The organism is Variovorax sp. J2L1-78 (genome assembly GCF_030317205.1).
Lineage (GTDB): Bacteria > Pseudomonadota > Gammaproteobacteria > Burkholderiales > Burkholderiaceae_C > Variovorax > Variovorax arabinosiphilus.
On record NZ_JASZYB010000002.1, the window covers coordinates 260,431 to 286,599 of the forward strand.

Below are 26,169 nucleotides of genomic sequence, written 5' to 3' on the forward strand. Positions count from 1 at the left end.
AGCGGCCTGGCGAAGCCAGTTCCGCGGGTGCCCTGGCATGGGCTGCACCGGTTTCGTGCGATGCGGGTGGCGCATGTTCCCTGACATCTGGGACACTCCTTCGGTGCCTTCCGATGTCTCCACCGCTTGCCCCGTCGACTGGGCGGGCGAATCCCTCGAACTGCTCCCCGAACGCGCCCTGTGGTGGCCCGCGCGGCGCACGCTCTTCATCGCCGATCTGCACATCGGCAAGGCCGCGACCTACCGTGCGCTGGGCCAGCCGGTACCCGGCGGGACCACGCAGGAAAACCTCGACCGTCTCGACGCACTGATCGCACGGCACGCGCCGGCCGCGCTGATCTTCCTCGGCGACTTCCTGCACGCGGCGCAGGCCCGCACGCCGCAGGTATTGGCCGCGCTGCAGGCCTGGCGCGCAGCCCACGGCGCACTGGCCATGACGCTGGTGCGCGGCAACCATGACAGCCGCGCCGGCGACCCACCGACCGCGCTGGACATCGCGGTGGTCGACGAGCCGCACCTGCTCGGCCCCTTCGCCTGCTGCCACCACCCGCAAACGCATCCCACGCATTTCGTGCTGGCCGGCCACCTGCATCCTGTCTGCAGCCTGCAGGGCCGGGGCCGCGACCGGCTGCGGCTGCCCTGCTTCGTGCAGGAAGGCGGCCAGGCGATCCTGCCGGCCTTCGGCGAGTTCACCGGCGGCTGGCAGGTGCCGGTCGGCCCCGGTCGGCGTTTCTATGGCGTCGGTGGCGACGCGGTGTGGGCGCTGCCCGAAGCGGCGGGCGCCGGAGGTGTCGGACGATGAACAAGCTGCGCAATCCTGCCACCCCCCTGCGCGACCAGGCGGCGCTGATGCTCATGCGCGCATCGCCGGTGGCCGAGCTCGACCTCCACGACGCAGGCCTGGTGGTCGACGCCATGCAGCCGGTCTTCGTCGAGGCCGGCACCGTCTTCATCGAGGAAGGCCAGACCGACGGCAACGAGTTCATGGCGCTGCTGATCGAAGGTCAGGTGCGCGCCGAGAACGCCACCGGCGCGCCGGGCGAGGACATGGTGATCTCGCTCATCGGCGCGGGCAGCCTGATCGGCGAGATGGGGCTGATCGACGGTGCGCCGCGTTCGGCCACCTGCACGGCGCTCACCGACCTGAAGCTCGCCATCCTCTCGCGCGAGGCGCTGCGCGGGCTGGTCGAGGTGCAGCCGGCCGTCGCGGCGCGGCTGCTGCTGACCGTCGCCGGGCTGCTGGGGGGGCGGGTGCGCGAGAACAACCGGCGCCTACGCACCCTGTCGCAGGTGGCCAAGGCCATGCAGCGCGAACTCGACGCCACGCACGCCATCAACCGCCGGCTGCTGCGCGCGCACGACATCGACGCGCCCAGCAGCGTCAACGCGGCGCTGCAGCCACCGAGCCTGCCCGCGCTGGACTCGGGCTTCGACACCGACCTGGCGCCGTCGAACTTCGGGCCGCTCGACGGCCGTTAGATAACGACGGGCGCGTCCGGCAGTTCGTTGACGTCGGGCTCGCCCTCGGCGCGCGGGAAATGCGTCATCTGCAGGGCCGACACCTCTTCCAGCGCCTGCGTCAGCCCGTCCTCGAAGCGGCCTTCGCGGAAGGCCGCGCCCATGCGCTGCGCCATCGCGCGCCAGGCCTCGGCGTCGACATGGCGGTCGATGCCGCGGTCGGCCACGATCTCGATTGCGTGCTCGGCCAGCAGCAGGTAGATGAGCACGCCGTTGTTCTGCTCGGTGTCCCAGACGCGCAGCTTGCCGAACAGCATGATCGCCCGTTCGCGCGCCGGCGCATCGCGCCAGAGGTAGCTGGTGGGCAGACCCGCCTCGATGCACAGGCGGATCTCGCCGGTATGGCGGCGCTCGCTGGCGGCCACGCGGGCCTGCAGCCGGTCGAGCACCTCCGGCGGCAGCACACGCCGCACGGCGGCCTCGTCGGCCGAGCGATGGCGCCAGAGCCGGCCCAGTTTGGCAAGAAGTGACGCCATGGCTACCAGTCCCCCGAGGCGCCGCCGCCCCCGAAATCGCCGCCGCCGCCGGAACTGAAGCCGCCACCCGAGGACGAACCGCCGCTCCACCCGCCCCCACTGCCGCCGGTGGTCCAGCCGCCGCCGAAGCCACCGCCTCGGCGACCGCCGCCGACCATGGCACCGGCCCCCGCCATCAGCGTGACGACCAGCGCCGCGATGCCGGCGAGGGCGGCCACCAGCACCGTCGCGGTGATCGCCATGGCAACCCCGCCGACGCCCAGCGCCATCACGAAGGGCGCGAGCTTGGCGCCGAAGATGCGGCGCGCGATCGGCACACCGACGACGACCGCGAAGAACAGGAAGATCGCGAGGCTCTCCCAGTCGAAGTCGAAGCCGCCGGAGCGCGCGTCGTCGCGGCGCTCGACCTCGGGCAACGCCTCGCCGGAGATGCGCGCGATCAGCTGGTCGGCCGCCGCGTTCAGCCCGCCGGCGAAGTCGTTGCCGCGAAAGCGTGGCTTCATCGCGTCGTCGATGATCTGTGCCGCGGCGATGTCGGGCACCGCGCCCTCGAGCGTCTTGGCGACCTCGATGCGCATCTTGCGGTCGTCCTTGGCGACGATCAGCAACACGCCGTCGCCGACCGCGCGACGGCCGATCTTCCAGTTGTTCGCCACGCGGTTGGCGTAGCTGGCGATGTCCTCGGGCTGCGTCGTCGGCACCATCAGCACCACGATCTGGCTGCCCTTCTGCTGTTCGAAGGCGGCCAGCTTGGCGTCGAGCGCCTGGCGCTGCGCGGCGTCGAGCGTGCCGGTCTGGTCGATCACGCGCGCGTCGAGCGCCGGCACGGGCAACAGCGCCTGCGCCTGCGCGCCTCCGAACAGGCACAGCGCCAGCGCGACCAGGCCGACCCCATTCCGGACCCGCCGCAGCAGCCGCGCCGCGTTCATGGGACGCAACTCACTTCTTCGGCGCGCCGAAGTCGACCGTGGGCGGCGTGGAGATCTGCGCCTCGTTCTGCACGCTGAAGTTCGGCTTGGGGTCGTAGCTGAAGATCTTCGCCGTGATGTTGGTCGGGAAGCTGCGTGCGAGCACGTTGTATTCCTGCACCGTCTGGATGTAGCGGTTGCGCGCCACGGTGATGCGGTTCTCGGTGCCCTCGAGCGTCACGCGCAGGTCGCGGAAGGCCTGGTTGGCCTTGAGGTTCGGGTACTGCTCCGACACCACCAGCAGGCGGGACAGTGCCGACGACAGCTCGCCCTGCGCCTGCTGGAACTTGGCGAAGGCCTCGGGGTTGTTGAGCGTCTCGGGCGTGACCTGCACCGACGTGGCCTTGGCGCGCGCCTCGATCACGCGGGTGAGCGTCTCCTGCTCGAAGTTCGCTTCGCCCTTGACGGTCGCGACGATGTTCGGCACCAGGTCGGCGCGGCGCTGGTACTGGTTGAGCACCTCGCTCCAGGCCGACTTGCTGGCCTCGTCGAGCGACTGGAACTGGTTGTAGCCGCAGCCGGTGAGCAGGCTGAGCGACAGTGCCGCGAGAAGGATCAGGAGCCAGCGTTTCATGGTGTTGTTTCCCTTGGTCGTTCGATGCCGAGCGGCGCGTCGACGCGGCAGCCGGCGGGGTGGGCGGCAAGCATAGCCCAGCGGACATGCGGCACAGGCAAAATCCCCTCTCCTCCTACATCTCCACCCATGTCCACCAAGACCAAGCTCCGCGCCGCAGCTGTCGGCGGCACCGCCGACGATGTCGAGACCGCGTTCTACGAGGCGCTGCAACGCGGCGACATCGAAGCCCTCATGGCCTGCTGGGCCGACGACGACGAAGTGTTCTGCGTGCATCCCGGCGGCCCGCGGCTGGTGGGCACGGGCGCCATCCGCGCGGCCTTCGAGCAGATGTTCGCCAACGGCGCCATCCACGCCCGGCCGGCGCGGGTGCGCAAGGTCGAGTCGCTGGCCAGCGCCGTGCACAACGTGCTCGAACGCGTCGAGGTGCTGACCGCCCAAGGCCCGCACCATGCCTTCGTGCTGGCCACCAACGTCTATCACAAGACCGCCCAGGGCTGGCACCTGGTGGCGCACCATGCCAGCCCCGGCAGCGCGCACGAGCCCGACGACGACAACGACGCGCGCCAGACCCTGCACTGACCGGTGCCCTGATCCCGAACCCCATGCGCTACGTCGCCCCGCGCTGGCTGCCCGGCGGCAACCTGCAGACGATCTGGCCGGCGCTGTATGCGCGCCGCACCGACGGGCCGCCGCCCACCTACCGGCGCGAGCGCTGGACCACGCCCGACGGCGATTTCGTCGATGTGGATTGCGTGGATGCCGCCACGCCGTCGGCGCCACTGCTGGTGCTCTTCCACGGCCTCGAAGGTTCCTCGCGCAGCCATTACGCCGAAGCCTTCGCCGCCTTCGCCGCCGCCCGCGGCTGGGCCTTCGCGGTGCCGCACTTCCGCGGCTGCAGCGGCGAGATCAACCTCGCGCCGCGGGCCTACCACTCCGGCGACTTCGAGGAGGTCGACTGGATCCTCGCGCGCTTTGCCGCGCAGCACACCGGCCCGATGCTGGCGGCCGGCGTCTCGCTCGGTGGCAATGCCCTGCTGCGCTGGGCCGAAGAAGCCGGCGCCCAGGCGGCACGACGGGTGCGCGCGGTGGTGTCGATCTCGGCACCGCTCGACCTGGCGGCCGGCGGCGCGGCCATCGGTCGCGGCTTCAACCGGCTGGTCTACACCCGCATGTTCCTGGCAACCATGAAGCCCAAGGCGCTGGCCAAGCTGGCGCAGCACCCCGGCCTGTTCGACCGCGACGCGCTGCTGGCGGCCCGCGACCTGTACGCCTTCGACAACGTGTTCACCGCCCCGCTGCATGGCTTCCGGGACGTGGACGACTACTGGTCGCGCGGATCGTCCAAGCCGCACCTGGCCGACATCCGCGTGCCGACGCTGGTGGTGAACGCGCTGAACGACCCCTTCGTGCCCGCCGCCAGCCTGCCGCGGCAGGCGGAGGTCGGCGCGCACGTCACGCTGTGGCAGCCGGCGCACGGCGGGCACGTCGGCTTTCCGCTGGGCCTGCCGCCCGGCCACGTGCGCGGGCTGCCGGCGCACGTGGGCGATTGGCTCACGCAGCACGTGTAGCGCCTGTTGACGCAATCTCCGGAAAGAGCGTGAACAGGCCCTCGCCGACGCGCAGAATCGCCGCATGGACGACATCGTCAAACAAGCGCTCGCGAAGTGGCCTAACGTGCCGCACTGCCATGGCTGGCTCGGCCTCGACGCGCGCGGCAACTGGTACATGCGGGACGACCGCACGCAGGCGGCGGGACCCTTCCCCGCGTCGAAGGGCTCGCTGCTGCGGCACGACAAGCTGATCGACTTCATCCAGCGCAACTACGAGCACGACGAGGCCGGGCAGTGGTTCTTCCAGAACGGGCCGCAGCGCGTGTATGTCGAGCTCGAAGCAGCCCCCTGGGTCTGGCGCGTGGCCGAGGACTTCTCGGTGTCGTCGCACGCCGGCACCCCGACGACCATCGACGCCTGCCTGCTGGACGAAGCCGGCCGCGTGTACCTGGCCACGCCGCTGGGGCTGGGCCTGGTGCACACGCAGGACGTGGGCCTGGCCGCCGATGCCATCGAGCAGGGCCGCTGGCCCGCGCCGGAGGACGTCCAGGCCATCGAGCTGCCGCGGCGCTTCGGCCATGTGCTGAGCCCGGCAGCACGCCAGGCCGGCTGACCTGCCCGGACCCGACCCATGAAAAAAGCCGGCATGCAGCCGGCTTCGGTGAGGCGTGGCGAAACGCCGCTTACTTGCTGGCGGCCGGCGCCGCTGCCGAGGCGGCACCTTCGGCCGGTGCGGCCCCGGCGGCCGGGCGGTCGGGCACCGGGAAGGTCGCGCCGCCCGCATTGGCCATGTAGACCACCGCACGGCCGATCTCGAGGTCTTCGAAGTCGCCCCCGCCTTGCGGCGGCATCGCGCCCTTGCCCTTGAGGGCGTGTTCGAGCAGCGTGGCGTAGCCCTGGCCGATGCGTGGGCCCCAGGCCGCCGCGTCGTTCAGGTGCGGGGCGCCCGGGATACCCGGCGCGCCGTGGCAGGCGATGCACTGCGCCTTGAAGACGGCATCGCCGGCGGCCAGCGCCCGGTTGGCGTCGCGGATCTCGATCGCGCCGACCTTCTTCAGGCGATCGGCCAGCTCGCGGTCGCGCGCGTCCTTCGACACGCCGTAGAGCGCCATGCTGTCGCCCTCGGCCGTGCCCGAAGGCCGGGTGCCCGACACGACGAAGGACACGAGGCCCACGATGATGGCGATGGGTGCGATGAACGAAAAGAAAACCGCCAGCAGGAGCTGCTTCGGGTTCTTGATCGGGCCGGTGTGGGCTTCTTCTGTGGCCTGGTAATGCGGGTCTGCGCTCATGGCGTCCTCAATATCGGGGGCTTCGCGGGGGGCTTCGAACCAACCGGCGATTATAGGGAGCAGCCCCGGCACACCGGCCGGGGCTTTGCGCCATGCAGTCCCGCCGGCGTCAGCGGCTGGTCCAGCCGCCGCCCAGCGCCCTGTACAGCAGCACCTGGTTCTGCAGTTGCAGCAGGCGCGTCTGCACCGCCGCCTGTTGCACGGCGAACAGCGAACGCTGCGCGTCGAGCAGGTCGAGCGCACTGGCGATGCCGTTGCGGTAGCGCAGGTCCGACAGCTTGAAGCGCACGCCCTCGGCATCGGCCTGCGCGCGCAGGGCACGCACCTGTTCGCCCAGCGTGGCGCGGCCGGCGAGCGCGTCGGCGACTTCGCTGAACGCCGTCTGGATCGATTTCTCGTACTGCGCCACGGCGATCTGCTGGCCGGCGCGTGCCGAGTCCAGCGTGGCCTGGTTCGCACCCGCGTTGAAGATCGGCAACGTGATCGACGGTGCGAAGGACCACGCCTTGGTGCCCTTGTCGAACAGATTGGAGAACTCGGTGCTGGCCGTCCCGACGCTGGTGGTGAGCGAAATCCGTGGGAAGAAATTCGCGCGGGCCGCACCGATGCTGGCATTGGCCGCGATCAGCTGCTGTTCGGCGGCGCGGATGTCCGGGCGCTCGATCAGCAGGTCCGACGGCAGGCCGGCCGGCAGGTCGCGCATCGGCGCTGCGCCGTCGAGCCGCAGGGCGCCGCCCGCCAGGGCCTGGGCAGGCACCGGCGCACCGAGCAGCAGCGCTAACGCGTTCTCGTCCTGTGCGCGCAGCCGCTGCTGCTGCGCATAGGTGGCGCGTGCGTTCTCGGCCTGCGAGTTGGCCAGCTGGTAGTCGATCTCCGACACCACGCCGTTGTCGAAGCGCAGCTTGGTGAGCCGCACCGATTCCTCGCGCGTGTCGAGCGTCTGCCGCGTGAGTTCGAGCAGCTCGTCGTCGGCGATCAGCGTGAGCCAGCCGTTGGCGACCGAGGCGATCAGGCTGATCTGGGCCGCCTTGCGCGACTCTTCGGTCGACAGGTACTGCGCCAGGGCCTGCTCCTTCAGGCTGCCGATGCGGCCGAAGAAGTCGAGCTCCCAGGCCGTGATGCCGAGGTTGACCGAATAGTTCGAGCTCACGCTACCGCCCAGGCCGAAAGCCTGGAGCGCGTTCGGGCTGGAGCGCGAGCCGCTGGCCGACACGCCGACCGCCGGGAACAGCGCCGAGCGCTGGATCTGGAACTGCGCGCGCGCCTGCTCGATGTTGAGCACCGACACCCGCAGGTCGCGGTTGTTGGCCAGCGCCGTCTGGATCAATCCCTGCAGGCGCGGGTCGGCGAAGTAGTCCTGCCACGGCACCGTGGCCGCGGCCGGGCCGGCCGGTTGCGCGGGGTCGCTGGGGAAGGTCGTCGGCACCGGAGCGGCCGGCCGCTCGTAGGTCGGGATGAGCGAGCAGCCAGCCAGCAAGGCAGCCGCAGCCACCACGCTCAGGGTGCCGCGAAAGTTGGATCGCTTAGTCATGGGTAGGCTCGATTCCTGCGGCCGCGGCGTGGCGCCGGTCCGCCTCTAGCTGACGCTTGCTGCCCTTGAACAAGGTGCGCACGACAACGAAAAACACGGGCACGAAGAACACCGCGAGCACGGTGCCGGTGATCATGCCGCCGATGACGCCGGTGCCGATGGCGCGCTGGCTGGCCGAACCGGCCCCAGAAGCGATCGCCAATGGCACCACGCCCAGGCCGAAGGCCAGCGACGTCATGATGATCGGCCGGAACCGAAGGTGGGCCGCCGTCAGCGCGGCCTGGACCACGCCCATGCCTTGCGCCTGCAGGTCCTTGGCGAACTCCACGATCAGAATCGCGTTCTTCGCCGACAGGCCGATGATGGTGATCAGACCCACCTGGAAGTAAACGTCGTTCGAGTACGACCGCAGCATCGTCGCCAGCAGCACGCCGATCACGCCGAGCGGCACCACGAGGACGACCGACAACGGGATCGACCAGCTTTCGTACAGTGCCGCCAGGCACAGGAACACCGCCAGGATCGCGAAGCCGTAGAGGATCATGGCCTGGGAACCCGCGAGCTTTTCCTCACGCGACTGGCCGGTCCATTCGAAGCCGAAGCCCGCCGGCAGCTGTGCCGCCAGCTTCTCCATCTCCGCCATCGCCTCACCCGAACTCAGGCCGGGTGCGGCCGAGCCGGTGATGCGCACGGCCGGGTAGCCGTTGTAGCGCACCGTCTGCTGCGCGCCATTGGCCCAGCGCGTCGAGGCGAAGGTCGACAGCGGCACCGGGTTGCCCTGCGTGTTGGTCGCGTTGAGCTTGAGCAGGTCGTCGGGCTGCATGCGCGCCGGCGCGTCGGCCTGCACCACCACCCGCTGCAGGCGACCCTGGTTCGGGAAGTCGTTGATGTAGCTCGAGCCCAACGCGGTAGACAGCGTGGTGTTGATCGCATCGAAGGTCACGCCCAGTGCACTCGCCTTGTCGCGGTCGATGTCGATCTGCAGCTGCGGCGCGTCTTCCAGGCCGTCCGGCCGGACCTGCACGAGCAGCTTGCTCTTGCCCGCCATGCCCAGCATCTGGTTGCGCGCGTTGATCAGCGCTTCATGGCCGGCGCCGCTGCGGTCCTGCAGCCGGAAGGTGAAGCCGCTGGCGTTGCCCAGTTCGGGAATGGGCGGCGGGCTCAGCGGATAGATGAACGCATCGCGAATGCCCGACAGCGCACCGAAGGCGCGGCCGGCCAGCGCGTCGGCCCCTTGGCCGGCGCCCTTGCGCTCGTCCCAGTCCTTGAGCGTCACGAACGCCAGGCCGGAGTTCTGGCCCTGGCCCGAGAAGCTGAAGCCCAGCACGCCCACCATGCTCTGCACTTCGGGTTGCTTGAGCATGAAGCCTTCGACCTGTTTCATCACCGACAGCGTGCGCTCCTGCGTCGCACCCGGCGGCAGTTGCACGTTCACGATGATGTTGCCCTGGTCTTCCTGCGGCAGGAACGAGGTCGGCAGGCCGCGGAACAGGACCACCACCGCACCGACGATGGCCACGTAGATGATCAGGTAACGCGCGGCGCGCTTGAGCAGCCGCGCCACCACGCCTTCGTAGCCCTTGGCCGTGCGCGTGAAGCCACGGTTGAACCAGCCGAAGAAGCCCTTCTTCTCGTGGTGGCCGCCCTTCTCCACCGGTTTGAGCAGCGTGGCGCACAGCGCCGGCGTGAGCGACAGCGCCATGAAGGCCGAGAAGGCGATGGACGTCACCATCACCGCAGAGAACTGGCGGTAGATGTTGCCGGTCGAACCCGCGAAGAAGGCCAGCGGCACGAACACCGAGATCAGCACCACGGTCACGCCGATGATGGCGCCCGAAATCTGCTGCATCGCCTTGCGCGTGGCCTCGAGTGGGCCCAGGCCCTCCTCGGTCATGATGCGCTCGACGTTCTCGACCACCACGATGGCATCGTCCACCACGATGCCGATCACCAGCACCATGCCGAACATGGTGAGCACGTTGATCGAGAAGCCCAGCGCGGAGAGCACCGCGAACGTGCCCAGCAGAGCGATCGGCACCACGATGGTCGGGATGACCGTGTAGCGCCAGTTCTGCAGGAACAGGAACATCACGATGAACACCAGCGCCACCGCCTCGAACAGCGTCTTGACCACTTCGGTGATCGAGATGCTCACGAAGCGCGAGCTGTCGTAGGGAATGCTCCACTTCACGCCCTTGGGGAAGAACTTGGACAGCTCCTCCATCTTGGCCCGGACCGCCTTGGCCGATTGCAGCGCGTTGCCGCTGGGCGCGAGCTGCACGCCCATGCCGACCGCCGGCTGGCCGTCCAGGCGGGCCGAGGTGGCGTAGCTCTGGCCACCGAGTTCGATACGCGCCACGTCCTTGAGCCGCACGGCCGAGCCGTCGGTGTTGGCCCGCAGCACGATGTTGCCGAACTGGTCCACCGTGTTGAGCTGGCCGCGCACCACCACGGTGGCCGCAATGGCCTGGCCGGTGATGTTGGGCAGGTCGCCGATCGAGCCGGACGACACCTGCGCGTTCTGCGCGCGGATGGCCGCGTTCACATCGCCCGGCGACAGGTTGAAGCCCTGCAGCTTGGCCGGATCGATCCACACGCGCATCGCGCGTTCGGTGCCGAACAGCTGCGCCTGGCCGATGCCCGGCACACGTTGCAGTTCAGGCAGCACGTTGCGCGACGCGTAGTCGCCCAGCGCGACCGGATCGATCGCAGGATCGTCCGAGGACAGGATGGTGAACAGCAGGAAGTTATTGCGCGACTTGTCGACGCGCACGCCCTGCTGCGTCACCGACGCCGGCAGGCGCGGCGTGGCGCGTGCCAGGCGGTTCTGCACGTCGACCTGCGCCAGATCGGGGTTGGTGCCGGTCTCGAAGGTCACGGTGATCGTGCCGGTGCCGTCGGCTTGCGCCACCGACTCCATGTAGATCAGCCCCTGTGCGCCGTTCATCTCGCGCTCGATGACCGACAGCACGCTGTCTTCCAGGGTCTGCGCGGACGCGCCCGGGTACGCCGTGTTGATGACGATGGCCGGTGGTGCGACCGGCGGGTATTGCGAGATCGGCAGCTGCGTGATCGACACGGCGCCCATCACGATGACGAACAGCGCGATCACCCACGCGAAGATGGGGCGATCGATGAAGAATTTAGCCATGCGGGCGGGCTCCTCTTACTGCTTGGCGGCCGAGGCCGGTGCGGCCGGCGCCGAAGCGGCTGCACCTGGTGCTGCCGGTGCCGCCGGCGCTGCAGCCGCGGCGCTCGGCGGTGTCCACGGCACGGCCTTCACGGGCGTGCCGGGCGGCAGCATCTGCAGCTTCTGGAAGCCGTCGACCATCACCTGCTCGCCAGCCTTGAGGCCCTCCATCACCACCCACTGGTTGTTCTTGGCGGTGCCGACCTTCACGGTGCGCTTGCTCAGCTTGCCATCGGCGCCGACCACGGTGACCGTGTCGCCCTGCTGGGTGCGCGTCACGGCCTGCTGCGGCAGCGTGATGGCGTTGCTCACCTGGGCCTGCTCGATGCGCACGCGCACGTACAGGCCGGGCAGCAGCTCGCCCTTGGGATTGGGCAGCTCGGCGCGCAGCGTGACCTGGCCGGTGGTCGCGTCGACCGTGAGGTCGGAGAACAGCAGCTTGCCCGGCGTCGGGTATTCGCCGCCGCCTTCGAGCACCACGCGCACGCTGGCGGCGTCGGCACCGTCGGCGCGCTTGAACTGGCCGTCGGCCATGGCACGGCGCAGCTTCAGCACGTCGTTGGCCGACTGGGTGAAGTTCACGTACAGCGGGTTGATCTGCTGGACCACGGCGAGCGCGGTGGTTTCGCCCTGGCCCACCAGGGCGCCTTCGGTGACGAGCGCGCGGCCGATGCGGCCCGAGATGGGCGCGGTCACGGCGGCATAGCCGAGATTGATGTTGGCGGTGGTCACCGACGCGCGGGCCACGCCCACATCGGCCTCCGCAGCCTTCTGCGAGGCCACCGCGTTCGCGTATTCCTGCTTGCTCACCGCATTGGCCTCGACCAGCGGCTTGTAGCGGTCGGCCAGCGCCTTGGCCTGCACGGCATTGGCTTCGGCGCGCGCCAGGCTGGCCTGCGCGCTGCGGGCAGCCGCGGCATACGGTGCCGAATCGATGCGGAACAGCGGCTGGCCAGCCTTCACGTCGCTGCCTTCGCGGAACAGGCGCTCCTGCAGGATGCCGGCGGCACGGGCGCGGACTTCGGCCACGCGCGAGGCTTCGAGCCGCCCCGGCAGTTCGGTCACCAGGCCGACATCGGTCGGCGTCGCGACCACCACACCCACCTCGGGCGGTGGCGGCGCCGCGCCACCGGGCGCGCCCCCTGCAGCCGCGGGCTCCTTGCCCTTGCCGCACGCCGTCAGTGCGACGACGGCCAGCACGACCGCACCGGCAACCGCCAGGCGCCATGAAGACAGGGAGGGACGTGAAGAGACATGCGATTGCGGCATGTGATTCCTTTGAAGCAGAAGAAGGGGACGACGTGCGATGACCTTGATCGCCATCAAGGCCAGGTGGTCAGCTGGGTCATCGAAAGTCGGCGAGTTTACATACATTCGTGCATGTATAGTCCACCGACCTCGTGACCCGAGTGATTTTTTCAGGAGACACATTGGCCCGCCACACGAAGGAAGAGGCTCTCGCCACACGCCACCGGCTGCTCGATGCGGCCGAGGTGCTGTTCCAGGCGCAGGGCGTTTCCCAGACCTCGCTGCAGCAGATCGCCCAACAGGCGGGTGCGACGCGGGGCGCCATCTATTGGCACTTCAAGGACAAGGCCGACCTCTTCAACGCCATGATGGAACGCGTCACCCTGCCCCTGGAGGCGGCGGCGCAGGCCACGGGACGGTCCGAGGACGACCCGTTGCGCGAAGTCGAGCGCGTGCTGGTCGCCGCCCTCAAGCTCATGACCACCGACCCGCAGGTGCGCCGCGTCTTCGAAGTGGCGACGCACAAGGTCGAGTACACGCAGGAGATGCAGTCGGTGCAGCAGCGCCACCTCGACGCGCGCAACGCCTGCGTGGCCGACTTCGAGCGCGCCCTGCGCCTGGCCGCGCGCCGCCAGCATGTCCGCCTCGCGGTGCCCGCAGCCGTGGCGGCCCAGGGGTTGCACGCCCTGGTGAGCGGCCTGATCCAGAACTGGCTGCTCGACCCCGACGCGTTCGAGCTCGTACAGACCGGCCGGCGCACCTTCGGCGTGTATGTCGCGGGCCTGGGCTTCGCGCTGCCGCGCGCATCCGCCGAACTTCAGGCCGCGCCGTGTCCACTGGGCGCGTGATGGGCGATAATCGGCGGCTCGCGGTCTGATCCGCGACGCTCTCTCGCTGTATTTCAACGGATAGAATTCGGCCCTCCGAAGGCTGAGATCCAGGTTCGATTCCTGGCGGCGGGACCACCTACGAAGGCCGGAAGCTTGCAAAAGCTTCCGGCCTTTTTCGTGGACACAGCGTTGAGAGCGCTAGCCGCCGTCGCGCAGACGCAGCGCCGTGTCGTACAGCGCGTTCTTCGGCGCGCCAGTGATCTCGGCGGCCAGCTTGACCGCACCCTTGAGCGGCAGTTCGGCCAGCAGCAGGCGCAGCACGCGCTCGGCATCGGCCCCGTCGTCGGCCGCCGCCGCGACCGGGTGCAGCACCAGCGCGAATTCGCCGCGCGTGCGGTCGCGGCCGGCGGCGAACCAGTCGGGCAAGGCACTGGCCGCGACGGTGGCGATCTCCTCGAACTGCTTGGTGAGCTCGCGGCCGATGGTGACGCGCCGCTCGCCCAGCACGGCCAGCGCGCGGGCCAGGGCCTCGATGCGGTGCGGCGCTTCCAGCAGCACCACGCTGCGCGGCTCGTGCGCGAGCGCCTGCACCGCCGCATCGCGCTCGCCGGCCTTGCTCGGCAGGAAGCCGGCAAAGACGAAGGCGCTGCGTTCATCGCCGCCCTCGGCCACCAGGCCGGCCGCGGCGATCAGCGTGATGACGCTGCTGGCGCCGGGCAGTGGCAGCACGCGATGGCCGGCGCCACGCACCGCGGCGGCCAGCCGCGCGCCAGGGTCGCTCACGCCCGGCGTGCCGGCGTCGCTGACGTAGGCGATGCGCTCACCCTGCGCCAGGCGCGCGACCACGGCCTGTGCGGCCTCGGCCTCGTTGTGCTGGTGCACGGCGAGCAGCTGCGCGCCGGGCCGGTCGATGCCGTAGGCGCGCAGCATGCCCTGCGTGTGGCGCGTGTCCTCGCAGGCGACGGCGTCGACGATGGCCAGCACATGCAAGGCGCGCAGCGTGATGTCGGCGAGGTTGCCGATCGGCGTGGCGACGACGTAGAGCGTGCCCTGCGGATAATGCTGGGCACCCGCGGCATCGCGCGCGGCCGACAGGGCGGCGCCGAAAGAGGCGGGAGCGAGAGCATTCAATGGGATTTCTCCAGAACAACGACAAGACGACAGGGAGCACGACGACCAAGCAGCGCGGCGACGCGGCGGAAGACGCCGCGCTGGCGCATCTGCAGAAGGCCGGCCTGCGCCTGGTCGCGCGCAATTATCGAACCCCCGGCCGCGGCGGCGGCGAGATCGACCTGATCGTGCGCGACCCGCGCGACGGCACGCTGGTCTTCGTCGAGGTGCGCCAGCGCGCAAGCCGCAGCCATGGCGGGGCCGGCGGCAGCATCACCGGCGTGAAGCAGCGCCGCCTCGTGTTCGCCGCGCGGCACTACCTGATGACGCTGCGCACCCCGCCGCCCTGCCGCTTCGACGTGGTGCTGGTCGAGCCCGAGGGCATCCAATGGCTGGTCGCCGCCTTCGATGCGGGAACCGGTTGAACCCCGGCACGTTCCACGCATCACACCTTTTGTTTCATCACCCCCAGTTATCATCGCCGCCCATGCTCGAGCAACGGATCCAGCAGCACTTCATCGACAGCGCCGACCTCAAATACCAGGCAGGCCCGGTGCTCAGCAAACCCATCGGCCAGGCCATGCAGGCGCTGCTGGCCTGCGTGACCAGCGGCGGCAAGATCCTGGCCTGCGGCGCCGGCGTGTCCGGCCTGCTGGCGGCACAGTTCGCCGCCCAGTTCGTCGGCCGCTTCGAGCGTGACCGGCCCGAGCTGGCCGCCATCGCCCTGCCCGGCGATGCGACGGACCCCGCCGCCGACACGGCCGGCGCCAGCGACGGCGACCGCTTCGCGCGGCAGGTGCGCGCACTCGGCCAGACCGGCGACGTGCTGCTCGCGCTGAGCGTCAGCGGCCAGTCGGCCGCGGTGCTCGCCGCCGTCGAAGCCGCCCATGCGCGCGACATGACGGTGGTGGCCCTGCTGGGCGCCCACGGCGGTGCGATCGGACGCGCACTGCGCGAGACCGATGTCCAGGTTTCCGTGCCGCACGAACGTGCGTTGCGCATCCACGAAGTCCACCTGCTCGCCCTGCATTGCCTGTGCGACGGTGTGGACGCCCAGTTACTCGGAGAACAGGAAGCATCCACATGACGACCTCATCGACCCACCGCCTCGTGCTGACCCTTACCGCCGCGGCTGCGCTGGCCACGGCCCTTTCGGCGTGCGTGCCGCTGGTGGTGGGCGGCGCCGCCGTCGGCGCCGGCCTGATGGCCACCGACCGCCGCACCTCCGGCGCCCAGCTGGACGACCAGGCGATCGAACTGCGCGGCGCTTCGCGCATCCGCGAGATCGCCAACGACCAGATGTACGTGAGCGTCACCAGCTTCAACCGCCAGATGCTGCTGACCGGCACGGTCGCCAACGAGGCCGACCGCCGCCGGGTCGAGGCGGCCGTGCAGGGCATCGACAACGTGCGCTCGATCGTCAACGAGGTGCAGGTGGGCGAGGCGCGGTCGTTCCAGGTGCGCTCCAACGACACCTTCATCACCGGCAAGGTCAAGGCCTCGCTGCTCGATGCCAAGGATGTCTTCGCGACCTCGTTCAAGGTCATCACCGAGAACGGTGTGGTCTACCTGATGGGCCTGGCCACGCGACGCGAAGTCGACCGTGCCACCGACATCGCGCGCGGCGTGAGCGGTGTGCAGAAGGTCGTGCGCGTGGTGGAGGTGGTGAGCGAAGCCGAACTCGCCGGCCAGCTGCGCCAGGGCGGCACCGCCGCTCCTGCGGCCGCGCCGGCACCGAGCAGCTCGCGCGTGCCGCTGCCGCCGATGGAACCGCTGCCGGCCTCGCCTTCCGGCGGCGCAACTGCCACGCCGATCCGTTGAACGAAACAAGGGCCCAGTGGGGCCCTTGTTTTTTACTTGAGCCTGGTGATGAGGCTCGACGTGTCGTAGCGCGCACCGCCGGCCTGCTGCACGTCGGCATAGAACTGGTCGACCAGCGCCGTCACCGGCAGCCGCGCGCCGTTGCGCTTGGCCTCGTCCAGCACCAGGCCCAGGTCCTTGCGCATCCAGTCGACCGCGAAGCCGTAGTCGAACTTGCCCTCGATCATGGTCTTGCCGCGGTTCTCCATCTGCCAGCTCTGGGCCGCGCCCTTGCTGATGACGCCGAGCACGGCTTCCATGTCCAGGCCCGCGCGCATGCCGAAGGCGATGGCTTCCGACAGGCCCTGCACCAGGCCGGCGATGCAGATCTGGTTGACCATCTTGGCCAGCTGGCCGGCGCCGCTGTCGCCCAGCAGCGTGACCGCGCGCGAGAAGGCCATGGCGATCGGCTTGATCGCGTCGAAGGTGGCGCTGTCGCCGCCGCACATCACGGTCAGCAGGCCGTTCTGCGCGCCGGCCTGGCCGCCGGACACCGGGGCATCGATGAACTGCAGGCCCTTGTCGAGCGCGATCTTCGACAGCTCGCGCGCCACGTCGGCCGACGCCGTCGTGTGGTCGACGAACACCGCATTCTTCGACATGCCGGCGAAGGCGCCGTCGTCGCCCAGCACCACGGAGCGCAGGTCGTCATCGTTGCCGACGCAGCAGAACACGATCTCCGCGCCGGCCGCCGCCTCACGCGGCGTGGGTGCGCTCTTGCCACCGAATTCGGCGGCCCAGGCGGCCGACTTGGCCGGCGAGCGGTTGTAGACCGTCACGCGGTGGCCGGCCCTGGCGAGGTGGCCGGCCATGGGGAAGCCCATCACGCCCAGGCCGAGGAAGGCCACCTGGCGCGAGGGAACGGAGTCGTAGGTTTTGGGGTTGAGGCTGCTCATGGGCGGCAGCTTAAACGACCGACGCGTCTCTCGCCATTGGCGATACCGCGATCTCTTGGCCCCAGGCGAACGGTCCATGCGCCATCGTGCAGCATGGACCCGCACCTCACTCGAACACCGGGCGGAAGAAGGTGCGCTCGTAGCTCAGGATGCAGCGTGTCTCCTCGGCATACCTGAACGCATCCTTGCATTCCGGATCGTCGAAGGACGCCGTTCTGTACGCCTCGTAGGCGGCCAGCGACGGGAACGAGAAGGAGGCCAGCGCGATGTTGTTGGCGCCTTCCGACGGCAGCAGATAGCCATGGTGGATGCCGCCGAACTTCCGCACGAGCGGAATCCAGAGCCGACCGTAATGTTCGAACTCGGCCAGCTTGGTGGGATCGAGCACGTAGCGAAGATGACAGGTGATCACGTCAAGGCCTCATCGGTGTGGCATGGCGCGAGAACCGCGACGCATGCGCTCGCCAGCGTGGCTGGGAGCCCGGCGATTTTGCAGGCAAACACACCTTGCCGCTCACAGCGGCGGCAGCGGGCGCGACGGCTTGCGCTCGCGCCGCGGGCGTTGCGGCGAGGGCTGCGCACCGCCGCGACCACCGCCGCCTTCCTGCCCGAAGGCCATGCCCGCCTTGACCTCGTCGACGCCACCGACCGGCACCGCCCCACCCGCCGCCTTCTCCAACTGCTCGACCATGCGCGCGATGCGGTCGGCCACGCTCTCGTTGCTGAGCTTCTCGCGGAAGCGCTCGACCATCAGCGGGAAGGCGAAGGGCGTCGGCCGCGCGAGCGTCTGCACCACCAGCGCCTGCGCGTTCATGCGCGTCAGGCTCGTGCGCAGGCGGCCGATCTCCAGTTCCTGTGCGAGCAGCTCCTGCTCGGCCTGCAACAGCAGCCGGTTGGCGGGATCGTATTTGCGGAAGACCTCCCAGAACAGCGACGACGAGGCTTGCAGCTGCTTGTTGCTGCGCTTCTCGCCGGGGTAGCCCTGGAAGATCAGCCCCGACACCCGCGCGATCTCCCGAAAGCGCCGCTGCGCCAGCTCGCTGGCGTTGAGGCTTTCGAGCACCTCGTGCAGCAGTGCCGCGTCGGCGTCATGGTGCGCGATGGCGTCCTGCGCCTCTGCGTCATGGCCCGCGCGCAGCACCTGCGGCAGCAGCACGGGCCAGTCGACCTCGGTGGCGCAGAGCAGCTCGAAGCCGTAGTCGTTGACCGCGATCGAGAAGGTGCGCGGCGCGTGCTGTGCCACGCGCCAGGCGATCAGGTTGGCCAGCCCCAGGTGCACATGGCGACCGGCGAAGGGGTAGAGAAACAGGTGCCAGCCCTCGCGTGTCTTCAGCACCTCGGCCAGCAGCGTCTGCGGCGTCGGCAGCGCCGACCACTGCTGCTGGATCTCGAGCAGCGGGCGCACGCACTGCAGTTCGGGCGTGTCGTAGCGGCCCTCGCCGGCCAGCGCGAGCTGCTGCACCACCGCATCGGCCAGCGTGGTCGACAGCGGCATGCGCCCGCCGTTCCAGCGCGGCACCGCCGCCCGCTTGCCGCTGGCGCGCCGCACCCACGCCGTCATCTCACGGATGCGCACGAGTTCGAGCAGGCGGCCGCCGAAGAGGAAGCAGTCGCCCGGCTTCATGCGCGCCGCGAAGCTCTCCTCCACGCTGCCGATCTTCGCGCCGCCGACGTACTGCACCGCCATGCTCACGTCGCTCACGATGGTGCCGATGTTCATGCGGTGCCGGCGCGCCAGCCGCGCATCGGGCACGCGCCAGACGCCGTCCGCATCGGGCACCGCGCGCTGGTAGTCGGGGTAGGCCGCGAGCGACGGGCCGCCCTGCCGCACGAAGCTCAGGCACCAGTCCCAGCTGTCGCGCGACAGTTTCGCGTAGGCCGCGGTGCCGCGCACTTCGTCGTACAGATCGTCCGGCACGAAGCCGCCACCCAGCGCCACGGTGACCAGGTGCTGCACCAGCACGTCGAGCGGCTGCTCGGGCGTGCTCCGCGCCTCGATGTGCCCGGCCGCGATGGCGTCGCGCGCGGCAGCGCCCTCCACCATCTCGATGCTGTGCGTCGGCACGAGCGTGATGCGCGACGGCCGTCCCGGCGCGTGGCCCGAGCGCCCCGCGCGCTGCAGCAGGCGCGCGACGCCTTTCGGCGAGCCGATCTGCAACACGCGTTCGACCGGCAGGAAGTCGACGCCCAGGTCCAAGCTCGATGTGCACACCACCGCGCGCAATGCGCCGCTCTTGAGTCCCGCCTCGACCCACTCGCGCACCGCGCGGTCGAGCGAGCCATGGTGCAGCGCGATCAGCCCGGCCCACTCGGGCTTCGCCTCGAGGATCGCCTGGTACCAGATCTCCGACTGCGAGCGCGTGTTGGTGAAGACCAGCGTGGTGCTGCTTGACGCGATCTCGTCGACCACCTGCGGCAGCATCGTGAGCCCGAGGTGCCCGCCCCACGGAAAGCGCTCGGCGCGGCCAGGCAGCAGCGAATCGATCACGAGCTTCTTGGGCACTTGGCCCTGCACCAATGTCCCGTCCTCACGGCCGAGCAGCGTGCGCATCGCCTCGTCGAGGTTGCCCAGCGTGGCCGACATGCCCCACACGCACAGCGCCGCGTTCCAGCGCTTCAAGCGTGCCAGCGCCAGCTGCACCTGCACGCCACGCTTGTTGCCCAGCAGCTCGTGCCACTCGTCGACCACCACCATCTTCACCGTGCCCAGCACCTCGGCCGCATCGGCGCGCGAGAGCAGCACCGACAGGCTCTCGGGCGTGGTGACGAGCACGGTGGGCAGCCGCGCGTTCTGCACGCTGCGCTCGCCGCTCGATGTGTCGCCGCTGCGCGCACCGGCGGACCAGTCGGGGGCGAGGACGTCGAGCGGTTGCTGCAAGGCGCGCAGGGTGTCGGATGCGAGCGCGCGCATGGGGGTGATCCACAGCACGGTGAGTGGTGGCGCCACCTTCTTCGCGGTCGCGCGCGCGGCCGGCCTCGGCGCGGTCGCAAAGGCCTTGAGCGCGCCGAGCCACACCGCATAGGTCTTGCCTGCGCCGGTGGTGGCATGCAGCATGCCCGACCGTCCGTCGCCGATGGCCTTCCACACCTCGCGCTGGAATGCGAAGGGCTTCCAGCCACGGCCCGCGAACCAGGCGACGAGGTCGGCGAGCTTCATGCCGCGGCCGGCAGCAGCGCCGCCAGTGTCTCGAGCGTGTCGGCCTCCTCCACCGGCTTGTCCTCCCGCCACCGCAGCATGCGCGGAAAGCGCACCGCGATGCCGCTCTTATGGCGCGTGCTCTTCGCGATGCCTTCGAAGCCGAGTTCGAACACCAGCGTCGGCTTGACGCTGCGCACGGGGCCGAAGCTCTCGATGGTGGTCTTTCGGATCACCGCATCGACGCGGCCCATCTCGGCGTCGGTGAGGCCGGAGTAGGCCTTGGCGAAGGGCACGAGCTTGCGGTCGGCCTGCCCGGGCGGGCCGTCCCACACGGCGAAGGTGTAGTCGCTGTAGAGGCTGGCGCGGCGGCCGTGGCCGCGTTGAGCGTAGATGAGCACGGCGTCGATGCTGAGCGGGTCGATCTTCCACTTCCACCAGGTGCCGACGTCCTTGGTGCGGCCGACGCCGTAGTGCGCGTGGCGCTGCTTGAGCATCATCCCTTCGACGCCCATCGCGCGCGCGGCCTCGCGCTGGCGTGACAGGTCGCTCCAGCTGTCGCCGGTGAGCATCGGGCTGGCGATGAGTTGCGGGTGTTGCACCTGGGTGACGAGCTCGTCCATCAGCGCACGGCGTTCCTGTTGCGGCATCGTGCGCAGGTCGCCGCCTTGCCATTCGAGGAGGTCGTAGCAGAGCAGCACCACCGGGATCTCGCGCAGCAGCTTGGGGCCGAGCGTCTTGCGGCCGATGCGGCGTTGCAGTTCGGCGAAGGGTTGCACCTTGTCGTCTCGCCACACGACGATCTCGCCGTCGAGCACCGTGCCGTCGGGCAGCGCCTCGCCCATGGTCGCGAGCTCGGGGAAGCGGTCGGTGACCAGTTCCTCGCCGCGCGACCACAGCGACACCGCGCCGCCCCGCTTCACGAGCTGCGCGCGGATGCCGTCCCACTTCCACTCGACGATCCAGTCGGCGGGCGGACCGAGCAAGGCATCGAACTGTTCGACCGGCTGGTTGAACGGATGCGCGAGAAAGAACGGGTACGGCTGGCCGCTGGTCTTCTGGTTGAGCTCGCTGTCGTTTTCCGCGCCGATGAGCCCCGCGTAGTCGACCGCACTGGGCTGCCCACTGATGTGCGTGTAGCCCATCAGCCGCTGCGCCACGCGCTTGGGGTCGAGCCCGCCGACCGCCGCGAGCGCCTGCGTCACCTGCAGCCGCGACACGCCGACGCGGAAGCTGCCGGTCATCAGCTTGAAGTAGATCAGCCGCTCATCGGCCGCGAGCTGGCGCCACTGCGAACGCAGCGTGTCGGCGAGTTCGTCGGACGGGGTCTTGCGCAACGGGAGCAGGTGCTGCTCGACCCACGTCGCGAGGCCGAGGTCGTGCGACTCGGTCGGCGGCGGCAACAACAAGGCGATCGTTTCGGCCAGGTCACCGACGGCTTCGTAGCTCTCGTCGAACAGCCACTCGGGCAGGCCGGCCGCTTCCTGCGCGAGCAGCCGCAGCAGCTTGGTCGGCACCAGTTGCCGCGGCTTGCCGCCGGCGAGGAAGTAGACGGCCCAGGCCGCGTCTTCCGGCGCGGCGGCCTGCAGGTAGCGCTGCAGCGCGCCCTGCTTGGCGAGGCTCGAGGTGGTGGCGTCGAGTTCGCGGTAGAGCGCGGCGAAGGCCTTCATGACGCGGCGTCGGGGGCCGCTTCGACATCGGCCGCCGCGGGTTTGGCCTCGCCCTGGTCGGCCACGTCCTCGTCGCCGTACTCGGTCTTGAAGCCCTGTGCCTCCAGCCCATTCTCGGTGAGCCAGCGCACCAGCACCGCGACGCTGCCGTGCGTGACGAACACGCGCTCGGCGCCCGTTCCGGCGATGGCCTTCTGCAGGCCGGGCCAGTCGGCATGGTCGCTCATGACGAAGCCGCGGTCGACGCCGCGCCGGCGCCGCGTGCCGCGCAGCTGCATCCAGCCGCTCGCGAAGGCATCGGCGTAGTGGCCGAAGCGCCGCATCCACGGCGTGCCCTGGGCCGAGGGCGGGGCCAGCACCAGTGCGCGCTTGAGCATCTGCGCGTCGACGCCGGCGTCGGTCACACGCATGGTCGGCGGCAGCGCGACGCCGGCCGCGCGGTACACCGCGTTCAGCGGCTCGACCGCGCCGTGCACCACGATCGGGCCGATGCTTGCATCCACGCCGTGCAGGATGCGTTGCGCCTTGCCGAAGGCGTAGCAGAACAGCACCGACGCGCGGCCCTCGTCCGCATTGCGGCGCCACCAGTCGTCGATCTCGGCGAACAGCACGGCCTGCGTCGGCCAGCGGTAGATCGGCAGGCCGAAGGTGGACTCGGTGATGAAGGTGTCGCAGGGCACCGGCTCGAAGGGCGTGCAGGTGCCGTCGGGCTCGGTCTTGTAGTCACCCGAGGCGACCCACACGCGCCCGCCGTGCTCGAGCCGCACCTGCGCCGAGCCGAGCACATGCCCCGCCGGGTGCAGCGAGATGCGCACGCCGTGGTGGTCGATCGCCTCGCCATAGGGCAACGTCTGCAGGTGGATGTCGGCGCCCAACCGCGTGCGCAGCGTGCCTTCGCTGTCGGTGTGCGCCAGGTAGTGGCCGTGGCCCACGCGCGCATGGTCGGAATGCGCGTGCGTGATGACGGCGCGCGCCACCGGTCGCCAGGGATCGATGTAGAAGTCGCCGGGCAGGCAGTAGAGGCCTTCGGGGCGGGCGACGACGAGGTCCATGCAGCGATGCTAGCCCGCCGCCCGTCGGAAAGCAGACGCTCGCCGGCGCGTTGTGCTGTGTGGCTTGGCCTACACAGGTAGCAGGTGCTTTTCGCCGGGCGCCGTGGAGACACGCGACAATGCCTTCCACCTGCCCACCCACCGACTCCTGTTTGGACGCCCGGCCCGCGCCGTGCGAACTTTGCCCCAACGACCGCCCATGACCGGCCGCGACTTCCACTGGCCCGCAGCCTTCGGCTCCCTCAAGCTGCGCATCACCCTGGGCGGTATCGCAGCGCTGGTGGTCGGCATCGGACTGATCACGGCGCTGCTGGTGATGCGGGCCCAGCGCGACACGCTGAACACGCAGCTGGTGCGCGAGTCGAGCGAGACGGTGCGCACGGCGGGGCTGCTGTCGCGCCAGATGGTCGAGTTGCAGCGCGCGCTGGCGAGCGTCGCGCCCCAGGTCGGCGGCATCGCGGCGGACGACCATGGCGCGGTGATGCGCCTGATCGATTCGCAGCAGGTGCTGCGACAGCTCTTCACCAACCTGTTCGCGGCATCCACCGATGGGCGGGTGCTGGTCACCGCCGACAAGCGACAGGTGTACCTCCCGATGTCCCTCAACATCGCCGACCGCGACTACTTCCAGAAGACCGTGCGCGAGAACCGGGCGATCATCTCCGATGCCATACCGGGCCGCGTGAGTGGCCAGCCGCAGATCTTCATGACGCAGCCGGCACGCGATGCGTCGGGGGCGATGCTGATCCTCGGCGGCTCGCTGCGGCTGAACACACGCGACCTGCTCGACGGCCTGGTCGAGGACGATACCGGCGATGCCGCCGCGCTGGTCGTCGTGACCGACCAGACCGGCCGCGTGCTCGCCCATCCGAGCCATGACCGCCTGCTGACGCTGCTGAGCGGCGAACCGCGCCTGGCGCAGGCGTTCGCGGCCTGGCAGGCGATCGGCGCCCCGGTCGAGCCGACGGGCATCCGCCTGCCGCAGCGCGGCGAACTGGTCAGTGCGGCGGGCGTGCCGGGGCCGGACTGGATGGTCTGGCGCGTGCGCGCCGAAGCCGATGTGCTGGCGCCGCTGCGCGCGGCCCGCACCGACGCGATCCTCGGTGCGGTGGTGCTGCTGGCGCTGCTGTCGCCGCTGCTCTTCGTGATGCTCTGGCGCGCCTTGCGGCCGCTGACGCTGCTCGAACACCGCGCGCAGCATCTGTTCGACGGCTCGCTGCCGCCAGAGGCCGGCTGGCCGGGCGGACGTGGCGAGATCGGGCGCCTGGGCGACGTGCTGCGCCGGGTGGGCCTGGATCGGCTCACGCTCGAGGCGCAGAACGCCAAGACCATGCGCAAGCTGAATTCGGTGATGAGCGCCGCGCCGGTGGGCATCGCCTTCACGCGCGACGACCGCTTCGAACTGGCCAGCGCCGAACTCTGCCGCCTGGTCGCCGCCACGTCGCAGGACCTGCTCGGCCAGCCGCTGCGCACGCTGTTCGCTTCCGACGACGACCACGCGGCCTTCCTCAAGCGCGAGCGCTCCGACTTCCGCGCGTTGCAGCCGTACAGCGGCGAATGGCAGCTGCTGCGGCACGACGGGTCGAAGTTCTGGGCCGCCCTGCGCACCAAGCCGGTCGACCTGGCCGACCGCACGCTTGGCACCATCTGGATCGTCAGCGACATCGAAGACCAGCGCGCCGTGCGCAAGCAGCTCGAATGGTCGGCCACGCACGACGCGCTCACCGGCCTGGCCAACCGGGAGGCCTTCGAGCAGCAGGCGCGGCGGCTGGTCGCGACGCAGCCCGATTCACGGCCGGCCGCGCTGGTCTTTCTCGACCTCGACCGCTTCAAGCCGGTGAACGACATCGCCGGCCACCTGGTCGGCGACCTGATGCTGCTGACGGTGGCGACGGCGATCGCCGCGCGCGTGCGCCCCGGTGATCTCGTGGCCCGCATGGGTGGCGACGAGTTCGCCCTGTTGCTGGAAGACTGCTCGCCCGATGTGGCGATGGCCATTGCCGACGAGGTGCGCCGCGCCGTCACCGAGGTCGCGGTGCCTTCGACGCACGGCCCGCTGAGCGTCGGCGCCAGCGTCGGCGTGGCGGCGCTGCAGGCGGATATCGCGACGGTCAACGACTGGCTGCAGGCCGCCGACGCGGCCTGCTACGCGGCCAAGTCCGCCGGCCGCGACACGGTGCGCGCCGCGCCGATGGGCGCGGGCGGCACAGGCGGTGCCTGACGCACCGGCACCGTCACGCACCATGCTCCACCCGCCCCGCCATTTCGTCTACCTCGACGCCGTCGCGCGGGCCGGCTCGATCCGCAAGGCGGCCGAGAAGCTGCACGTGGCGTCGACCGCGCTCAACCGGAAGATCCTGGAGATCGAGTCCGACGTGGGCACGCCGCTGTTCGAGCGGCTGCCGCGCGGCGTGCGGCTCACCTCGGCCGGCGAGGTGCTGATCGCGGCAGTCCGGCGCAGCATGGCCGACATGCGATCGGCCGAGTCGCAGATCGAGCAGCTGCGCGGCCTGGTGCGCGGCACGGTGCGCATCGGCTGCGCCGAATCGGTCGCCGTCGACCTGATCCCCGACACGATCGCGCAGTACCAGCAGACGCACCCGGGCGTGCAGTTCCAGATCGCCGCGGGCGTGACCGGCGTGCTGGTGGCGGCGCTCCTGGCCGACGACGTGGAGCTGATCCTGGTGCACGACCCGGTGCCTTCGGACGCACTGCGCGTCATCGCCGCCGTTCCTCAACCACTCTGCGCGATGCTGCGGCCCGACCACCCGCTGGCCGGCCGCGAGACGCTGCGCCTGGCCGACTGCCAGACCTACACCGTGGCGCTGGGCGACCGGTCCTTCGGCAGCCGGCGCCTGCTCGACGCGCTGATGGCGCGTTCGCACATGACGCTGCAGGTGGCGCTGGAGGCCAGCACGGTGCAGACGCTGAAGGAATTCACCCTGCGCACCGGCGCCATCAGCTTCCAGTTCCAGATCGGCACGCAGAACGAGGCGCGGCGAGGCGCGCTGGTGGCGATCCCGCTGACCGACCGGACGCTCACGAACAGCCAGCTGGTGCTGCTGTCGCGCGCCGGCCGCACGCTGCCGATCGCCACGCTGTCCTTCATGGAAGCGCTGGTCAACCGGCTGGCGGCACTCCCGGGCTGAGCGCCCTCGACAGCGCCTGAGCGCACACAAAATGTGTGCAGTGCGAGCGAAACTATGCGCTGGAAGTTTGCAGAGGCGCTCTCCATACTGCGTGCATTCGTTGCATTGCAGCATCC

The 26,169-nt window shown here is 70.1% G+C and carries 24 protein-coding genes and 1 tRNA gene; 12 read left to right on the forward strand and 13 right to left on the reverse strand.

The window, feature by feature from the left end; all coding sequences use genetic code 11:
- Positions 1-73: 73 nt before the first annotated feature.
- Positions 74-802, forward strand: coding sequence for a ligase-associated DNA damage response endonuclease PdeM (gene pdeM, locus QTH86_RS15080; RefSeq protein ID WP_286647024.1), 729 nt, complete (start codon positions 74-76; stop codon positions 800-802).
- Positions 799-1,479, forward strand: coding sequence for a cyclic nucleotide-binding domain-containing protein (locus QTH86_RS15085; RefSeq protein ID WP_286647025.1), 681 nt, complete (start codon positions 799-801; stop codon positions 1,477-1,479). Before pdeM ends, QTH86_RS15085 begins: the two co-directional genes overlap by 4 nt.
- On the opposite strand, the gene QTH86_RS15090 is transcribed toward QTH86_RS15085, so the two are convergent.
- The 3 genes from QTH86_RS15090 to QTH86_RS15100 are packed head-to-tail and all read right to left on the reverse strand — an operon-like array spanning position 1,476 to position 3,536.
- Positions 1,476-1,994, reverse strand: a complete 519-nt coding sequence (locus tag QTH86_RS15090) for a TPM domain-containing protein (protein ID WP_286647026.1) — start codon at positions 1,992-1,994, stop codon at positions 1,476-1,478. The two genes, QTH86_RS15085 and QTH86_RS15090, sit on opposite strands and share 4 nt — an antisense overlap.
- A gap of 2 nt (positions 1,995-1,996) precedes the next feature.
- The gene (locus QTH86_RS15095) at positions 1,997-2,923 is read right to left on the reverse strand and encodes a TPM domain-containing protein (protein WP_286647027.1); all 927 of its coding nucleotides are present in this window, start codon (positions 2,921-2,923) and stop codon (positions 1,997-1,999) included.
- A 10-nt stretch (positions 2,924-2,933) separates the two neighbouring features.
- Positions 2,934-3,536 (reverse strand): LemA family protein, encoded by a 603-nt coding sequence (locus tag QTH86_RS15100; protein WP_286647028.1) that lies wholly within the window; start codon positions 3,534-3,536, stop codon positions 2,934-2,936.
- A 129-nt stretch (positions 3,537-3,665) separates the two neighbouring features.
- Between QTH86_RS15100 and QTH86_RS15105 the strand changes: the two genes are divergently transcribed.
- The 3 genes from QTH86_RS15105 (at position 3,666) to QTH86_RS15115 (ending at position 5,702) form a co-directional block, all read left to right on the forward strand.
- On the forward strand, positions 3,666-4,118 hold the full coding sequence (locus QTH86_RS15105) for a YybH family protein (RefSeq protein ID WP_286647029.1): 453 nt from the start codon (positions 3,666-3,668) through the stop codon (positions 4,116-4,118).
- A 23-nt stretch (positions 4,119-4,141) separates the two neighbouring features.
- The gene (locus QTH86_RS15110; protein ID WP_286647030.1) at positions 4,142-5,107 is read left to right on the forward strand and encodes a YheT family hydrolase; all 966 of its coding nucleotides are present in this window, start codon (positions 4,142-4,144) and stop codon (positions 5,105-5,107) included.
- A 64-nt stretch (positions 5,108-5,171) separates the two neighbouring features.
- The gene (locus tag QTH86_RS15115; RefSeq protein ID WP_286647031.1) at positions 5,172-5,702 is read left to right on the forward strand and encodes a DUF2946 family protein; all 531 of its coding nucleotides are present in this window, start codon (positions 5,172-5,174) and stop codon (positions 5,700-5,702) included.
- A gap of 70 nt (positions 5,703-5,772) precedes the next feature.
- On the opposite strand, the gene QTH86_RS15120 is transcribed toward QTH86_RS15115, so the two are convergent.
- The 4 genes from QTH86_RS15120 to QTH86_RS15135 form a co-directional block, all read right to left on the reverse strand.
- Entirely contained in the window at positions 5,773-6,381 is a 609-nt protein-coding gene (locus QTH86_RS15120) for a c-type cytochrome (protein ID WP_286647032.1), read from the reverse strand.
- 109 nt (positions 6,382-6,490) lie between these two features.
- Entirely contained in the window at positions 6,491-7,912 is a 1,422-nt protein-coding gene (locus QTH86_RS15125) for an efflux transporter outer membrane subunit (RefSeq protein ID WP_286647033.1), read from the reverse strand.
- Entirely contained in the window at positions 7,905-11,063 is a 3,159-nt protein-coding gene (locus QTH86_RS15130; RefSeq protein WP_286647034.1) for an efflux RND transporter permease subunit, read from the reverse strand. Before QTH86_RS15130 ends, QTH86_RS15125 begins: the two co-directional genes overlap by 8 nt.
- A 15-nt stretch (positions 11,064-11,078) precedes the next feature.
- Positions 11,079-12,371: an efflux RND transporter periplasmic adaptor subunit gene (locus QTH86_RS15135; RefSeq protein WP_286647035.1), complete on the reverse strand. Its 1,293-nt coding sequence runs from the start codon at positions 12,369-12,371 to the stop codon at positions 11,079-11,081.
- Positions 12,372-12,532: 161 nt separating this feature from the next.
- Between QTH86_RS15135 and QTH86_RS15140 the strand changes: the two genes are divergently transcribed.
- Entirely contained in the window at positions 12,533-13,198 is a 666-nt protein-coding gene (locus QTH86_RS15140) for a TetR family transcriptional regulator (RefSeq protein ID WP_286647036.1), read from the forward strand.
- 42 nt (positions 13,199-13,240) lie between these two features.
- Positions 13,241-13,315, forward strand: a tRNA-Arg gene (locus QTH86_RS15145).
- A gap of 63 nt (positions 13,316-13,378) precedes the next feature.
- Here the strand turns inward: QTH86_RS15145 and rsmI are convergent.
- Positions 13,379-14,311, reverse strand: coding sequence for a 16S rRNA (cytidine(1402)-2'-O)-methyltransferase (gene rsmI, locus QTH86_RS15150; RefSeq protein WP_286647037.1), 933 nt, complete (start codon positions 14,309-14,311; stop codon positions 13,379-13,381).
- Here rsmI and QTH86_RS15155 point away from each other — a divergent pair.
- The 3 genes from QTH86_RS15155 (at position 14,311) to QTH86_RS15165 (ending at position 16,111) form a co-directional block, all read left to right on the forward strand.
- On the forward strand, positions 14,311-14,715 hold the full coding sequence (locus QTH86_RS15155) for a YraN family protein (RefSeq protein WP_286647038.1): 405 nt from the start codon (positions 14,311-14,313) through the stop codon (positions 14,713-14,715). The two genes, rsmI and QTH86_RS15155, sit on opposite strands and share 1 nt — an antisense overlap.
- 62 nt (positions 14,716-14,777) lie before the next feature.
- Positions 14,778-15,377, forward strand: coding sequence for an SIS domain-containing protein (locus QTH86_RS15160; RefSeq protein WP_286647039.1), 600 nt, complete (start codon positions 14,778-14,780; stop codon positions 15,375-15,377).
- Positions 15,374-16,111 carry a BON domain-containing protein gene (locus QTH86_RS15165; RefSeq protein WP_286647040.1) on the forward strand — a complete coding sequence of 246 codons (738 nt, stop codon included), beginning with the start codon at positions 15,374-15,376 and terminating at the stop codon, positions 16,109-16,111. The genes QTH86_RS15160 and QTH86_RS15165 overlap by 4 nt, the downstream gene beginning before the upstream one ends.
- Before the next feature lie 32 nt (positions 16,112-16,143).
- Here QTH86_RS15165 and QTH86_RS15170 read toward each other — a convergent pair whose 3' ends face one another.
- From QTH86_RS15170 to QTH86_RS15190, 5 genes are all read right to left on the reverse strand, one after another.
- Positions 16,144-17,046: an NAD(P)-dependent oxidoreductase gene (locus tag QTH86_RS15170; protein WP_286647041.1), complete on the reverse strand. Its 903-nt coding sequence runs from the start codon at positions 17,044-17,046 to the stop codon at positions 16,144-16,146.
- Positions 17,047-17,152: 106 nt separating this feature from the next.
- A complete protein-coding gene (locus QTH86_RS15175) occupies positions 17,153-17,458 on the reverse strand; it encodes an NIPSNAP family protein (RefSeq protein ID WP_286647042.1) in 306 nt (101 codons plus the stop codon).
- A gap of 102 nt (positions 17,459-17,560) precedes the next feature.
- Positions 17,561-20,203: a ligase-associated DNA damage response DEXH box helicase gene (locus QTH86_RS15180; protein ID WP_286647043.1), complete on the reverse strand. Its 2,643-nt coding sequence runs from the start codon at positions 20,201-20,203 to the stop codon at positions 17,561-17,563.
- Positions 20,200-21,852 carry an ATP-dependent DNA ligase gene (locus QTH86_RS15185; protein ID WP_286647044.1) on the reverse strand — a complete coding sequence of 551 codons (1,653 nt, stop codon included), beginning with the start codon at positions 21,850-21,852 and terminating at the stop codon, positions 20,200-20,202. The genes QTH86_RS15180 and QTH86_RS15185 overlap by 4 nt, the downstream gene beginning before the upstream one ends.
- Positions 21,849-22,904, reverse strand: coding sequence for a ligase-associated DNA damage response exonuclease (locus tag QTH86_RS15190; protein ID WP_286647045.1), 1,056 nt, complete (start codon positions 22,902-22,904; stop codon positions 21,849-21,851). The genes QTH86_RS15185 and QTH86_RS15190 overlap by 4 nt, the downstream gene beginning before the upstream one ends.
- Positions 22,905-23,103: 199 nt before the next feature.
- Between QTH86_RS15190 and QTH86_RS15195 the strand changes: the two genes are divergently transcribed.
- Positions 23,104-25,125, forward strand: coding sequence for a sensor domain-containing diguanylate cyclase (locus tag QTH86_RS15195; protein ID WP_286647046.1), 2,022 nt, complete (start codon positions 23,104-23,106; stop codon positions 25,123-25,125).
- Between the two features lie 22 nt (positions 25,126-25,147).
- Positions 25,148-26,053 (forward strand): LysR family transcriptional regulator, encoded by a 906-nt coding sequence (locus QTH86_RS15200; protein ID WP_286647047.1) that lies wholly within the window; start codon positions 25,148-25,150, stop codon positions 26,051-26,053.
- Positions 26,054-26,169: the final 116 nt, after the last annotated feature.